Genomic DNA, 12,852 nt, shown 5'->3' on the forward strand with positions numbered 1-12,852 from the left:
GATATGTTGCGCCCGATTCAACGTCCACTGGGGGCGCAACGAGGAGCACACTAACGCGATGTATCGCGAGTCTCAAGATGAATATCGCGATACATCGCGCCTTCCATCGCCGAGGTGTCCCGACGGTGAAGGGTCCTCCGACAGCGCCGGGAGGCTCCCGCCCAGGTCCGGGCATCCGCAATGCCCGGACCCGTCGACGCTCGCCGCAGACACTATCTGCCGAGCAGAGAATCGCTAGGGGATTTTGTGCGGGAAGCCGAGCAGCCGCCGGAAGCGGGCATTGCTGCCGGCCGCACCCCGCTCGCCCACCCGATCGCTCCAGTGTCTACAGGTGACCTCGACGAACGCCGCAACGGCCCGTGGATCGGCGGACCGCCAGCTGGCGAAGCCCGCGAGCCATCGCAGGGCGGTCTCGGGCGACTGCTCGCACTCCATGATCCGTACAGCCGTATTGGCCGCGTCGACCCAAGCCGGCCCCAGCGCCGGCATGGCCCAGTCGATGACGGAGGCGCGCCCTCCGTCGTGGCCGATCATCAGGTTGTGGGGGTTGGTGTCGGTGTGCAGCAGATGCCCACCGACGAGTAATTCCTTCTCCCCCGGCTTGAGATAGCCGACGAACCTCTCGACCAGCGGCGGTACCGGGAAGTCAGGAACGCGCAGTTGCTGCATCGCCTTCAGGGTGGTCCCGATCGCCTCCCGGTCCGCCGGCGCCGCCAGATCGGCGTGTCGGCCATCGAGATACGCGAACGCCAGGCAGTACCAACCGGCAGCCTTGACGCTGTGCCGAATGGCCGGGGCGACCCCCCGAACCGTCTCATTGATGAGTTCCTCCCGGCACAGGGCGGAGACCTCGTCGAGATGGGATTCGTGCACGCCCTTGAGGAAGAGTCGCCCGTGCCGCCGAACGTGCAGGACCAGGGCGGTTGAGCAGTTCAGCCCTTCAGGCACGGTTTCGGACCCGGTCACCTCCCCCGTACGCTCCTCGATCGCTGCGCGCAATGCCCAGGGAAGGGCATCCCAACCGACACGTTCAGACATGCTTACCTCTCGGGGTGTACAAGGCCGCCTCGCTGCGAAGGCCCCACCTGCTCAGTCGCCGAGCCCTGCGTGGCACCGCACTTGCGGCACCTGTTCTTCCCGCTCCAGCCAACCCACTGGTGGTCGCACTGGCTCAGAATCCAGGGCATCATGCATCGCTCCTCGGCCGATTCTGTCGTGTTCAGCTGTTCGAAGATCTCCTGCCAACTATCTCTTTCCCGACTGTCGTTGGCATGGTGTATAGCCCCCCAACGTCTAACGCCCCGCCCTCCACGGGGAAAGCCCCGTACATGCGCTCGGGCCGTCATGGTGGGGCGCTGTTGCGTTCCGGGGTTCGTCCGGCCGGGCCCCTCAGCCCGACCGGACGAACCCCCTTCACCGGCCCCCACGCACGCGGAAGGCGAGGGGGCCGGGAGCCCATGGCGCAGGAGTCAAAGAACCCGGGAGAGCGCCGCCCACAACAGCGTGGCGGGCACCACGGCGATCAACGCAAACCACACCGCACGCCCCCGCCCGAGCCGACGCACTCCCGCAACGACCGGACACACCTTCACAACGCCGCCCCGGACCGCGCACTCCTGCTCTGCGCATTGACCCTGGCCACTTCGGCGCTCATCGCGTCCGATTGCTCGGCGGGCACCACGTGCTCGGGCAACGCATCCCACTCCACACCGCCGTTGAGTGGGCGAAGCTGGATGTAGCCCCCTTCGCGGTCCATCACCCGCCCCACGCGCCGAGTTTGAACGTCCCGCACCACATCGCCGACCTCGGGATCGAAAGCCACTACGCCACCACCCGGAACGGCCACCCAGAGCCTGCTGGCGCGGAGAGCTTCACGCCAACCTGTGTGCGAACAGAGGAAGTCCATTCGAATCCGCCAGGAAACATCCTGCGTGAGGCGAATTCCCCGTAGCCATCGACTCTTTCGAGACGGAGTCGCCCTGCGATGCGCCGGCCTTCATCATCTCCACCACTCATGATCATTCCGACCTCCACGTCTACTTCTGTGCGTCGCCAGACCAACACAAAGGCACGAGGGACGGCATGGTTTGAATGCTAGTGTTCAAACTGAACCTGCCATGTTTACGCAGATTAGGGCACCCAAGTACGAGGTCAGCCGCATGAGTTCACGACATCAGCCAGTAGATTTGAATCCGCTTCAGCGGTTCGGCCTGGAAGTCCGAGAAGTGAGGAAGGGCCGCAAGTTGACCCAGACTCAGCTCGGGAAGGCCGTTGGGTACTCCACAGGCTATGTGAGCAAAGCGGAAGCGGGAACGCTGATGCCGAGCGAGAGGTTCGCCCAAGGCTGCGATCTCACGTTCGGGACACACGGCCTGTTCGCACGCTTGCTCCGCCGAGTAGCGGAGGGGGACCATCCGTCGTGGTTCGTGCCGTATCTCCAACTGGAGTGGGAAGCAAGCCGAATCCTCGACTACTCGACGACGAGCATCATGGGCGTGCTCCAGACAGAGGACTACGCACGGGCGATCTTCACCGCAGGCCATCCACGAGCCGCAGCAGAGATCATCAACGGAAAGGTAGCGGCCCGTCTCAGGCGCCACGACATCCTCGATCGAGAAGCAACCCCCCTGCTTTGGGTTGTCTTGCACGAGAGTTGCCTACGCACCGTGGTGGGCGGCCAGTCAGTAATGATTGGCCAGCTTGAACATTTGATCTTCAGAGCAGGGTGCCCAGGAGTGGACATTCAGGTGATCCCATTCTCCGCTGGCGCAGCCGCGGCGCACACACAGGCGTTCACCATGCTGGAGTTTTCTGGCGCACCTGCCGTCCTCTATGCAGATGACGTTCCGCAAGGAGGCAGGATTTATCGTTCCGACGACGCTGTCCGGATGGGGACCGAGATCTATGACCGCCTCCGCGCCCATGCTCTGCCCCCTGATGAGTCAGTTGCGTTCATCAAGGTTCTGACCAAGGAGTACAAGCAGTGATTGACTACCACAGTGTTGTGTGGACGAAGTCGTCCTACAGCGGATCTTCCGGCGGACAGTGCCTTGAGTGGGCCCCCAGTCGGGTTTCAGCGCAAGGCGCCGTCCCCGTACGAGACAGCAAGGTCGCAGATGGGCCCGCCATCTCCGTCACGGAACCGGCCTGGTCCTCCTTCGTCAACGCGATAAAGGACAACGCCCTCCCCACATAAGACATGGAGGAAGTGGCAGACGAACGACGGAGGGTCCCCCGCGGCTGCGGGGGACCCTCCGTTGTGTCGTGGCATCCGACTCCGGACGATGCGCACGAGCGGGGCGGGCTCAGCCCATGACCGTGACCGTGTATCCGGCCTCGCGCAGCGCCGCGGCGACCTGGTCGCAGTGTTCCGGCCCCTTCGTCTCCAGTTGGAGTTCCACCTCCACCTCCGTGAGCCCGAGCCGGGGGTCGGTCCGCACATGACTCACGTCGAGGACGTTGGCGTCGAGCACGGTCAGTGCCCCGAGCATCGCCGCCAGCGCACCGGGGCGGTCGGTGAGTCGCAGTCGTAGCGAGAGGTAGCGGCCGGCCGCAGCCATGCCGTGGCGCAGGATGCGTTGCATCAGCAGCGGGTCCACGTTCCCGCCCGACAAAACAGCGACCACCGGGCCACGGAAGCTCTTGGGATCGCTCAGCAGGGCCGCCACCGGGGAGGCCCCGGCCGGCTCGACGACCAGCTTCGCCCGCTCCAGGCAGAGTAGGAGCGCACGGGACAGTGCGTCCTCGGAGACCGTGCGCACCTCGTCGAGCAGATCTCCGATGATCTTGAACGGTACGTCACCCGGGCGGCCCACCTTGATGCCGTCGGCCATCGTCACCGGGGCCTTTATCGACACCGGTCGGCCCGCGGCCAGGGACGGCGGATAGGCGGCGGCGCCCTCGGCCTGTACACCGATCACCTGCACATCGGGACGCACCGCCTTCACCGCGACCGCAATGCCCGCGGCCAGACCACCGCCACCGACCCCCACCACGATCGTGCGCACCTCGGGGCACTGCTCCAGGATCTCCAGACCCACCGTGCCCTGCCCGGCGATGATGTCGGGGTGGTCGAACGGGTGGATGAAGACTGCGCCGGTCGCCTCCGCATAGTCCTGCGCGGCGGCCATCGTCTCATCGACGACCTGCCCATAGAGCCTCACATCAGCGCCGTACTCCCGTGTCGCCGCCACCTTCGGCAGCGGCGCGCCCACGGGCATGAAAACGGTGGAGCGCACTCCCAGCAGGGAGGAGGCGAGAGCCACTCCCTGCGCATGGTTCCCAGCGGACGCGGCGACCACTCCCGCGGCTCGCTCCTCCGGCCGCAACCCCGCGATCCGCACATAGGCGCCGCGCAGTTTGAACGAGCCGGTTCGCTGGAGGTTCTCGCACTTGAAGTGCACCGGAGCACCAACCAACTGGGACAGATGCCTGCTGCCTTCCATGGCGGTCATGCGCGCTACGCCGGAGAGCATCTTCTGCGCCCCGCGCACATCGTCGAGGATGACAGGGCGAAAGGTGTCAGGCGTGCTGAAGGTCATGACGCCAAGTCTCGCAGCTCTCACGCTGGACGGCCCACGCTCACCAATCGCCGTCGCGACCACTTGTTATGGGTTTCCCCAGGCCCCGTACGCACCGCCCCACGTCCGCGTACTCTGTCCCCCACCAATCGACCACCGCACGAGAGAGCCCCCTGGCCATGCCCACTTCTCAGGACATGACGACTCATCTCGAACCTGGCCTCCTCGATGCTCTCCAGCACCAGGTCGCCCTCTTCGCACGTCGCGCGGAGCAGACCCGGCTCGGCGGGGTCGGCCAGGTCCGCAATTCCATGGACCGCGCCGCCTATCTGCTGCTCAACCGGCTCGACCGGGAGGGTCCGATGGGTGTGAAAGCACTCGCAGCAGGGATGGGCATCGACTCATCCACCGTCACCCGCCAAGTCGCACCCCTGGTCGACACCGGTCTGGTGAAACGCACCTCGCACCCGGAGGACGGCAGGGCCGTCGTCCTGCAACTCTCCCCCCGTGGCCAAGCTCGCCTCGAAGAGGTCCGCAGCTCGCGTCGGGAACTGATGGCCCAGGTCACGGACGGTTGGACGGAGTCGGAACGCGAGTCGTTCTGTAGCCTGCTCACCCGTTTCAACACCGCGCTCTCAGCCCGTCAGGCCGGGATGTCCCCGATGGACCAGGGGGTGGCCGGACTGCCCTCGATCAACGCACAGAACTCATCGGCCGTGTCATAGGCCACGACTGCACCCGGCCCTTTCGGGTGCGCCCACGCACCACGTTCGTTTCCATGCCCCCACGCCCCTAGGTCGTCTCATCCGGCCCTTGGGGGCGCACGTCAACCAGGGCTCGTACGGCTCGATCGACCCGTAGGCCCCCTGCCTTTCCCCGGAAGCCCGCCCCGTTGAACAGGACGGATACGGCCTCACAGGCCCGTACGACTCCTGACGGCAACCGCTCGGACTCCCGCACCACAACCCCGGTGCCCGGGTTCCCGGCACAGGCGCACGAAGGGCTGCGCCGACCTCTTGACCAGGACTGCACAGCTGCCTCTATATGAGGACGTGAGCGAGCGGCGGTCGGCACTGGCGGATCGCCGCGTCCGGGAGTTCGAAGTATTCACCGCGGGCGCGGCGGGACGGCTGCTCCATGCCGCGACACTGCTGACGGCCGAGTCCCCCACTGCCAATGCTCGTGCACAACACCTGCTGACGGCCGCGCTGGCGCTGACCTTTGCGCAGTGGGACCGGTTGCGTGGTGAGGACCCGTACGACTGCACCCGTCAGGAACTCGTCCACCGCTTCGCCCGCTGTTCCTGGCGTCGACACCGCACGGAGGGCGGGGTGCTGGCGCGGCTGACACCTCAGGAACGCCTGGTCGTGGTGTTGCGACTGTACGAAGGGGTGGCGGAGGAGCAGACCGCAGCACTGCTCGGGCTCTCCGAGGAACGAGTCCGTACCGTCTGTCGCCGTGCGGTCGCCGCGTTGTGCGCCGACCGCGCTGCGCGTGCGGATACCCCCCACACCCCCCACACCCCCCGCCCCTCAGACACCGCAGACACGTCAGACACCGCAGACACGTCAGACACATCGCCGAAGTCGGCGTCATGACCGGGCCCAGTCGGATACCCGGCGGCACTCCGAGCCGCAAGGAGCGCGAGGTCCGTCAGATGTTGGAGACCCGCCCCCCGGCCGTCCCCAAGGAACTCATCGCCCGGGCCGTGACGCGTGGGGCCACCGTGCTGCGCCGCCGTCGCGCACTGCGCCGGACGGGATGGCTGCTCCTCCTGGCCGTGGTGGTCGCGGCGACGGTGTGGGCCATGGCCGTCGAGCCCTGGAATGTGCGACCGGTGGACATGACTCCACCGACGGACGGATAACACATCCATTACGCCCTGTTTGCATGGATACATCCCTGTCGGAACTATCCTGGAGGTGCGGTGTACCGACAGCTCCGAGGAGGTCACCATGACCAGGAAAGTCGCTGACTGCCGCAAGTTCCCGAGCGAGATGGACTGCACCCTCACCATCACCGGCGAGGAAGAGGAAGTCGTACGGGCAGCGACCGAGCACGCCGTGTCCGTGCACAGCCACGAGGACACCCCCGAGCTGAGGGAGCAGGTCCGCGCCTCGCTGGAAGACGAGAGGGTGCCGGCCTGACCCGTGCCCCGACATCACACCGATAGTGCCGGGACACAGGGACGAGAAACGGCGCTCAAGGAGAGCACACCTATTCACGGAAAGTGACGATGTAAGGGCGGGCCAGAGCCGATGTCGGTCGCTGACGCCGTCCGTTCCGGAACGAATGGAGCCGGCACCCCGCGGTCGGGGGGCCGGCTCCCGTACGTCGAACGTCGAATCCAGGGGCGGGATGCCTTAGCGCCCCAGCGCCTGGTGCAGGTCGGACAGGAGGTCGTCGATCGCCTCAAGGCCCACGGACAGCCGCACCAGATCGGCCGGAACCTCCAGCGCCGAGCCCGCCACCGAGGCATGGGTCATCCGCCCCGGGTGCTCGATCAAGGACTCCACCCCGCCCAGTGACTCACCGAGAGTGAACAGCTGGGCCCGGTTGCAGACCTCCACCGCGGCCTCTTCGCCACCCTCGACCCGGAAGGAGACCATCCCGCCGAAGGACTTCATCTGCTTGGCGGCGATCTCGTGCCCCGGGTGCTCGGGCAGCCCCGGGTAGAGGACCTGGGTGACGCGCGGGTGGCGGGTCAGCATCTCCGCGACCCTGCCGGCGTTCTCACTGTGCCGGTCCATCCGGACCGGCAGGGTCTTGATCCCGCGCAGCACCAACCAGGAGTCGAACGGGCCCGCCACAGCGCCCATGGCGTTCTGGTGGTACGCCAACTCCTCGCCGACCGCGGCATCGGCAGCGACCAACGCGCCGCCGACCACGTCGGAGTGGCCCCCCATGTACTTGGTCAGGGAGTGGACGACGATGTCGGCGCCCAACGCGATGGGCTGCTGGAGGTAGGGGCTGGCGAAGGTGTTGTCCACCACCAGTCGGGCGCCGGAACTGCGCGCGATCTCGGCGAGCGCGGTGATGTCCGTGATCCCGAGGAGGGGGTTGGACGGCGTCTCCACCCAGATCAGCTTGGTCCTGGGGGTGACCGCGGCCCGTACCGCCGACAGGTCGGAGGTGTCGGCGACCGACCACTCGACGCCCCAGCGCGCCACCACCTTGGCGAAGAGCCGGAAGGTGCCGCCGTAGGCGTCGTTGGGGATCACCACGTGGTCGCCGGGTTCGAGGAGCGCTCTCAGCAGGCAGTCCTCGGCCGCGAGCCCGGATGCGAAGGCGAGCCCGCGCCGTCCGCCTTCCAGCGCCGCGAGGTTCTCCTCCAACGCGGTACGGGTCGGGTTGGCGCTGCGGCTGTACTCGTAGCCGCCACGCAGTCCCCCGACACCGTCCTGCTTGTAGGTGGAGACCTGGTAGATGGGCGGGACGACCGCGCCGGTCAACGGGTCGGCGGTGTTGCCGGCGTGAATGGCGAGGGTTTCGAGGTTCTGGGAGCTGTGCTGGTGGCTCATAAGTCCCTCAGGGTAGTACCGCCGCGCGGGTGGGGCGTCTACCGTCCACGGGCGTGGCCCGCGTCCGCCCGATCCGTGGACGTGCCCAGCCCCCGCGCTGCGCACGGACCGCGGACGTGGCCCGTAACCCGGGCGGTCCGGGACAATGGCGTCATGGAGATTCTGTGGTTCCTGATCGCGATGGCCATGCTGGCCGCGATCATCGGTCCTTACGTCATGCGCCGGCGCCGTGGTGGCATCCAGCAGGTGGCTCCCGGCTCACCCGATGCCGCCGACCCGCAGAGCTATGGATTCCTGCGGCAGGAAGAGCTCGACATCCGACTTCCCGGCCCCGACCAGGATCTCCTCGATGTGCTCGACGTGGTCCAGCGGACGCAGGACTGGCGGGCCGCCGCACAGTTGCTGTCCGGTACGCCGAAGGACGGCGAAGTGCGCTGGCAGCGGGTGCAGGCGTTCGCCGGCGCCGCGTCGCTGGAGCTCCAGGAGAGGCCAGGCGTTGGCGGGGCGTGGCTGCGGGCGTGGCGGTCGGAGTCTCCGAAGGACGCGGGCGGTGCGCAGGTCCATGCGGAGTTCCTGGTCCAGCAGGCGTGGCGGTCGTCCACCGTGGGCTCGGACGACTTCCGGATCATCCTCGAAGAGGCCCGTACGGTCTGCGGCGAAGCCGCGCTCCTCGGTCCGGGCGACCCCGTTCCGTACATCGTGGAGTTGGCGGTCGCCCGTGGCCTCGGCTATCCGCACGAGCAGTTCGACCAGCTGTGGGCCAAGGTGATCGACCGCGCTCCGGAGCACATGGGGGCGCACCTGGCCGCCCTGCGGTACTGGAGCGAGAAGTGGCACGGCAGCCGCCAGGAGGCGGACCACTTCGCCACCACGGCCGCGGCGCGGGCCCCTCGGGGTTCGCTGCTGGCTTCGCTTCCGCTGTTCGCGGTGCACGAGCACATGCCCGACCTGGTGATGGTCCAGGGCTTCTACCAGACCGCCGTCGTGTCCAAGGCGATGGAAGGCGCGCTGTACGCGGTGCACTCGGCACGCGCCGACGACCCGATGCTGGCGCACGTACGCCATCTGCTGATCCAGTTCCTCGTACGCTCGGAGCGGTGGGCGGAGGCGATGCACCAGCTCGTCCGCGTGGACGGGCACGTCGGCGCGGTGCCGTGGACGGAGAGCTCGGACCCGGCCGCGGAGTACACGGTCTACCGGAACCTCGCGGTGGCCGGGTACGAGGCGAACGGCGGCAGCCCGGCGACCCTCTCCCACTGAGGTCCGCGGGGTCACGGAAGGCCGGGGAAGCGCGGTCCGGGGGAATGCGGGATCGCTTTCATACGTTGGTCAAGAGGCCCAGCAATCTCAAGGAGCCCCCTTATGTTCCTGTCCCGCCGTCCCCCTCAGCTGCCGACCCCCGACCAGGCGCTCAAGGGACGCCCCGCGCCCGCGTTCGAGGTTCCCTCACGCCATACGGTCCTGGGCAATCCCCTGCTGGGGCCCTATCCCGCGGGCCTGGAGGTCGCTGACTTCGGCCTGGGATGTTTCTGGGGTGCCGAGCGCAAGTTCTGGCAGACCCAGGGCGTCTGGACGACGCTGGTCGGCTACCAGGGCGGGGTCACGCCCCACCCCACGTACGAAGAGGCGTGTTCGGGCCAGACGGGTCACACCGAGGCCGTCCGTGTCGTCTTCGACCCGTCCGTCGTGTCGTACGAACAGCTCCTGAAGGTCTTCTGGGAGTCCCACGACCCGACGCAGGGCTTCCGGCAGGGCAATGACGTGGGCACCCAGTACCGCTCCGCGATCTACACCCACACCCCGGACCAAGCAGCCGCCGCTGCGGCGTCACGCGATGCCTACCAGCAGGTTCTGAACGGTTCGGGCTACGGCGACATCACCACCGAGGTACTCCCGGAGGAAGGCCGCCCCTTCTATCCGGCGGAGGCGTACCACCAGCAGTACCTCGACAAGAACCCAACGGGCTACTGCGGCATCGGCGGCACGGGTGTGAGCTGCCCGATCGGTGTCGCCAAGGCGGACGGCTGAGCCTTCTCCACCGGAATCGAGCCCTCTCAGGGGAATCGACGGAGGCATGGGCAGCACTGGGGCGGACCCGACGAGCGTCGGGTCCGCCCTGGCACGCACCTTCCGCGGCACCCGCGGGCCATCCGACGCCCCGCCGGACGCTGCACTTCGCTCCTCTTTCGTCTACGGGGACTCCGGGGTCGAGGGGTCCAGGTGCACGAGTAACGGCCCGGCGGCTGTGCTCCACGATTCGCCCCGCGCCAGCGCGCTGGCTCCCTGACTGCGCAGGGCCTCGACCGTGGGGGTGAGGAAGGCTTCCCGCCAGCCCTGCACGGCCTCGGGCTTCATCCCGCTCGCCCCCACCACCGAGCCGACCTTCGCTTCCAATGCTGCCGCGCCCGTGACGACATCCTCACCGATCCATTCGTCGACGTGAACGTCCATGAGTGCCCATGAGATCTTGATCATGCGTTGAATCGTAGGCATGGGCAGGGTTGGGTCCGGAAGACCGGGTGCGGTGAAATCTGCCGGGCGACCGAATCCGGGCCACTACCCAACAGCGACACGGCCGTGATGACTCCCGGCACAACTCCTGCCACACAACTCCCGCCGGTGCGACTCCTGTTGGTCCGGGCGAACTCGTTCGGGACCACAGCATCGGCCCGCTCTGCTCTCGGCCGATCTGCCACGGGCAGAGAAAGCCGCCAGTCGTCTGTCGGCGCGCGGACAGTGGTGAATGCGGCACCAAGGGCCGCCATCACGAGGAGGTTCCATGTCAGCGTTGTTGTCCCCGTGGGAACGGCCAGGGAGTGCACAGGACCGGTACGCCGGGAGCGACGGTCCGCGGGCGGCCGAGGGCGAGACGCCCGCCACCCCCTTCGACGATCAGCTCGCCGGCCAACTCCTGGCACGGCGGATCGTCTTCCTCGGCACCCAGGTCGACGAGGTGTCCGCAAACCGGGTCTGCGCCCAACTGCTGCTGCTCTCCGCCGAGGACCCGCAGACCGATATCGCGCTCTACATCAACAGCCCGGGCGGATCCGTGACCGCAGGGCTCGCCATCTACGACACGCTACGGCTGATCCCCAACGACGTGTCCACGCTCGCCATGGGATTCGCCGCGAGCATGGGGCAGTTCCTGCTCACCGTGGGAACCCCGGGCAAGCGCAGCGCACTTCCGAACGCGCGGATCATGATGCACCAGCCGTCCGCCGGCATCGGGGGAACCGCCGCGGACATCGCGATCCAGGCGGAGAACCTCGAATTCACCAAGCGGACCATCGAACGGATCACCGCCGAGCACACCGGGCAGAGCATGGAGACGATCTCCCGGGACAGCGATCGGGACCGCTGGTTCACCGCGGAACAGGCCAGGGAGTACGGCATGGTGGATCGTGTCGTCGCCTCGCTCGACGACATCCGGCCGGCCGGTACGCGACGACGGATGGGGCTCTGACATGGCCCAGTACACGATTCCGACCGTGATCGAGCGCACCGCACAGGGCGAGCGGGCGTATGACATCTACAGCAGGCTACTCTCCGAGCGCATCATCTTCCTCGGTACGGAGATCGACGACGGTGTGGCCAATGTGGTCATCGCCCAACTGCTGCACCTCGAATCGTCCAGTCCGGAGAGCGAGGTGGCCATCTACATCAACTCGCCCGGTGGCTCCTTCACCTCGCTGATGGCGATCTACGACACGATGAGCTTCATCCGTGCGCCCATCTCGACGTTCTGCGTCGGCCAGGCGGCCTCGACCGCCGCGGTGCTGCTGGCGGGTGGCGACCCGGGACGGCGGTTCGTGCTGGAGCACTCGCGGGTGCTGCTCGGACAGCCCTCCAGCCGGGGCAGGCAGGGCGTGGTGTCGGATCTCAGCCTGGAGGCGAAGGAGATGCTGCGCATCCGCTCCCAGGTGGAGGAGGTGCTGACCCGGCACACCGGGCACGACGGCGCCGAACTGCGGACCGCCATGGACCGGGACCGGGTGTTCACGGCGCCGGAGGCGGTGGCGTACGGGCTTGCGGACGAGGTGATCAGCAGGCGGCAGCTACCGGGGTGAGACCGCGAGGGCGGGGCGCGCCCGCCCTGCCCTGCGTTGATGCCCTGCGTTGATGGGGCTTGCGGCGTCAGGCCGCGAGGCTCACCTGGCCCTGGTAGCGGGCAGGGCCGCCGCTCCGGTGCTGGTGCCGGATCTGGTGCTGGTGCTGGTGCTGGTGCTGATTCAGCGGCGCTGCCGGGTTGGACGCGCCGATCCGCTGGAGTCGTCCGGCGGATCCGGTGCGACGCGCCAACTCGTCCTGGGTGAGTGCGAGGAGTTCGGCCAAACTCAGGCCCAGGGCGCCGGCCGCCGCCGCAAGGACTTCGGAGGAACCCTCCTTGCGTCCTCGCTCCAATTCGGAGAGGTAGGGCATCGAGATCCGGGCCGCGTCCGCGACGTCCTGGAGGGTGCGTTCCTGTGCGAGCCGTTCACGACGCAGCACGCCGCCGACGACATCGCGCCAGAGTGGCTCCCGCTCGGCAGGGCGCAGGGACGCCTGGCTCAGGGGGACGACACGGGCCGGGTTGGACGCTTGGCTGCTCACCTGACCAGCGTAGGAAGTGCATCCGCCGAAAGGGAGACGGCTGCGTTGCGCCCCGCGCGAAATCCCGGCGCGAAGGCGGCGGCGGGCCGGCAGCCGACCCGTTCGTGAAGGCAGAGCCGACCAGTCGGCACCCCGGGTGCCGGTACGGACCGACCGCGCGCCCGTACCGGCACGATCGGAGGGAGCGGGCGATATCGGCACGCGTCCACCGGGCGGGTCTG

Annotated in this window: 16 protein-coding genes; 10 read left to right on the forward strand and 6 right to left on the reverse strand. The window is 67.8% G+C overall.

Features of this window, described 5'->3' with window-relative positions:
* Positions 1-234: 234 nt before the first annotated feature.
* Both ACFXJL_RS03570 and ACFXJL_RS03575 read right to left on the reverse strand, forming a co-directional pair.
* A complete protein-coding gene (locus ACFXJL_RS03570) occupies positions 235-1,038 on the reverse strand; it encodes a phosphotransferase (RefSeq protein WP_384631560.1) in 804 nt (267 codons plus the stop codon).
* 550 nt (positions 1,039-1,588) lie between these two features.
* Positions 1,589-1,822 carry a hypothetical protein gene (locus ACFXJL_RS03575; protein WP_384631561.1) on the reverse strand — a complete coding sequence of 78 codons (234 nt, stop codon included), beginning with the start codon at positions 1,820-1,822 and terminating at the stop codon, positions 1,589-1,591.
* Positions 1,823-2,159: 337 nt separating this feature from the next.
* On the opposite strand from ACFXJL_RS03575, the gene ACFXJL_RS03580 reads away from it, so the two are divergent.
* Together ACFXJL_RS03580 and ACFXJL_RS03585 are read left to right on the forward strand one after the other, a co-directional pair.
* Positions 2,160-2,987, forward strand: a complete 828-nt coding sequence (locus ACFXJL_RS03580; protein ID WP_384631563.1) for a helix-turn-helix domain-containing protein — start codon at positions 2,160-2,162, stop codon at positions 2,985-2,987.
* A gap of 17 nt (positions 2,988-3,004) precedes the next feature.
* Positions 3,005-3,196 carry a DUF397 domain-containing protein gene (locus ACFXJL_RS03585; RefSeq protein ID WP_384689156.1) on the forward strand — a complete coding sequence of 64 codons (192 nt, stop codon included), beginning with the start codon at positions 3,005-3,007 and terminating at the stop codon, positions 3,194-3,196.
* A 109-nt stretch (positions 3,197-3,305) separates the two neighbouring features.
* Here the strand turns inward: ACFXJL_RS03585 and ilvA are convergent, their stop codons facing one another.
* The gene (gene ilvA / locus ACFXJL_RS03590; protein ID WP_384631565.1) at positions 3,306-4,541 is read right to left on the reverse strand and encodes a threonine ammonia-lyase; all 1,236 of its coding nucleotides are present in this window, start codon (positions 4,539-4,541) and stop codon (positions 3,306-3,308) included.
* Positions 4,542-4,699: 158 nt separating this feature from the next.
* Here ilvA and ACFXJL_RS03595 point away from each other — a divergent pair, with 158 nt between their 5' ends.
* The 4 genes from ACFXJL_RS03595 to ACFXJL_RS03610 all read left to right on the forward strand — a co-directional run bounded on the left by ACFXJL_RS03595 (position 4,700) and on the right by ACFXJL_RS03610 (position 6,667).
* Positions 4,700-5,245, forward strand: a complete 546-nt coding sequence (locus ACFXJL_RS03595; RefSeq protein WP_358876319.1) for a MarR family transcriptional regulator — start codon at positions 4,700-4,702, stop codon at positions 5,243-5,245.
* Between the two features lie 327 nt (positions 5,246-5,572).
* Positions 5,573-6,118: a sigma factor-like helix-turn-helix DNA-binding protein gene (locus ACFXJL_RS03600; protein ID WP_384688850.1), complete on the forward strand. Its 546-nt coding sequence runs from the start codon at positions 5,573-5,575 to the stop codon at positions 6,116-6,118.
* Positions 6,115-6,387: a hypothetical protein gene (locus tag ACFXJL_RS03605; protein WP_358876321.1), complete on the forward strand. Its 273-nt coding sequence runs from the start codon at positions 6,115-6,117 to the stop codon at positions 6,385-6,387. Before ACFXJL_RS03600 ends, ACFXJL_RS03605 begins: the two co-directional genes overlap by 4 nt.
* A gap of 88 nt (positions 6,388-6,475) precedes the next feature.
* Positions 6,476-6,667: a DUF1059 domain-containing protein gene (locus ACFXJL_RS03610; RefSeq protein WP_329022708.1), complete on the forward strand. Its 192-nt coding sequence runs from the start codon at positions 6,476-6,478 to the stop codon at positions 6,665-6,667.
* A 216-nt stretch (positions 6,668-6,883) separates the two neighbouring features.
* Here the strand turns inward: ACFXJL_RS03610 and ACFXJL_RS03615 are convergent, their stop codons facing one another.
* Positions 6,884-8,041: a cystathionine gamma-synthase gene (locus ACFXJL_RS03615; RefSeq protein WP_358876322.1), complete on the reverse strand. Its 1,158-nt coding sequence runs from the start codon at positions 8,039-8,041 to the stop codon at positions 6,884-6,886.
* A gap of 153 nt (positions 8,042-8,194) precedes the next feature.
* Here ACFXJL_RS03615 and ACFXJL_RS03620 point away from each other — a divergent pair, with 153 nt between their 5' ends.
* The gene (locus tag ACFXJL_RS03620) at positions 8,195-9,301 is read left to right on the forward strand and encodes a hypothetical protein (protein ID WP_358876323.1); all 1,107 of its coding nucleotides are present in this window, start codon (positions 8,195-8,197) and stop codon (positions 9,299-9,301) included.
* A 102-nt stretch (positions 9,302-9,403) separates the two neighbouring features.
* Positions 9,404-10,069: a peptide-methionine (S)-S-oxide reductase MsrA gene (msrA, locus tag ACFXJL_RS03625; protein WP_358876324.1), complete on the forward strand. Its 666-nt coding sequence runs from the start codon at positions 9,404-9,406 to the stop codon at positions 10,067-10,069.
* A 162-nt stretch (positions 10,070-10,231) separates the two neighbouring features.
* Here msrA and ACFXJL_RS03630 read toward each other — a convergent pair whose 3' ends face one another.
* On the reverse strand, positions 10,232-10,516 hold the full coding sequence (locus ACFXJL_RS03630; RefSeq protein ID WP_358876325.1) for a hypothetical protein: 285 nt from the start codon (positions 10,514-10,516) through the stop codon (positions 10,232-10,234).
* Between the two features lie 304 nt (positions 10,517-10,820).
* Between ACFXJL_RS03630 and ACFXJL_RS03635 the strand changes: the two genes are divergently transcribed.
* A complete protein-coding gene (locus tag ACFXJL_RS03635; protein WP_384631571.1) occupies positions 10,821-11,504 on the forward strand; it encodes a ClpP family protease in 684 nt (227 codons plus the stop codon).
* 1 nt (position 11,505) lies between these two features.
* Positions 11,506-12,108 carry a ClpP family protease gene (locus ACFXJL_RS03640; protein WP_384631573.1) on the forward strand — a complete coding sequence of 201 codons (603 nt, stop codon included), beginning with the start codon at positions 11,506-11,508 and terminating at the stop codon, positions 12,106-12,108.
* A gap of 67 nt (positions 12,109-12,175) precedes the next feature.
* Here ACFXJL_RS03640 and ACFXJL_RS03645 read toward each other — a convergent pair whose 3' ends face one another.
* Positions 12,176-12,631, reverse strand: coding sequence for a helix-turn-helix domain-containing protein (locus tag ACFXJL_RS03645; protein ID WP_384688856.1), 456 nt, complete (start codon positions 12,629-12,631; stop codon positions 12,176-12,178).
* Positions 12,632-12,852 lie beyond the last annotated feature (221 nt).

It is taken from the genome of Streptomyces sp. NPDC059256 (genome assembly GCF_042753785.1).
Taxonomy (GTDB): Bacteria; Actinomycetota; Actinomycetes; order Streptomycetales; family Streptomycetaceae; genus Streptomyces.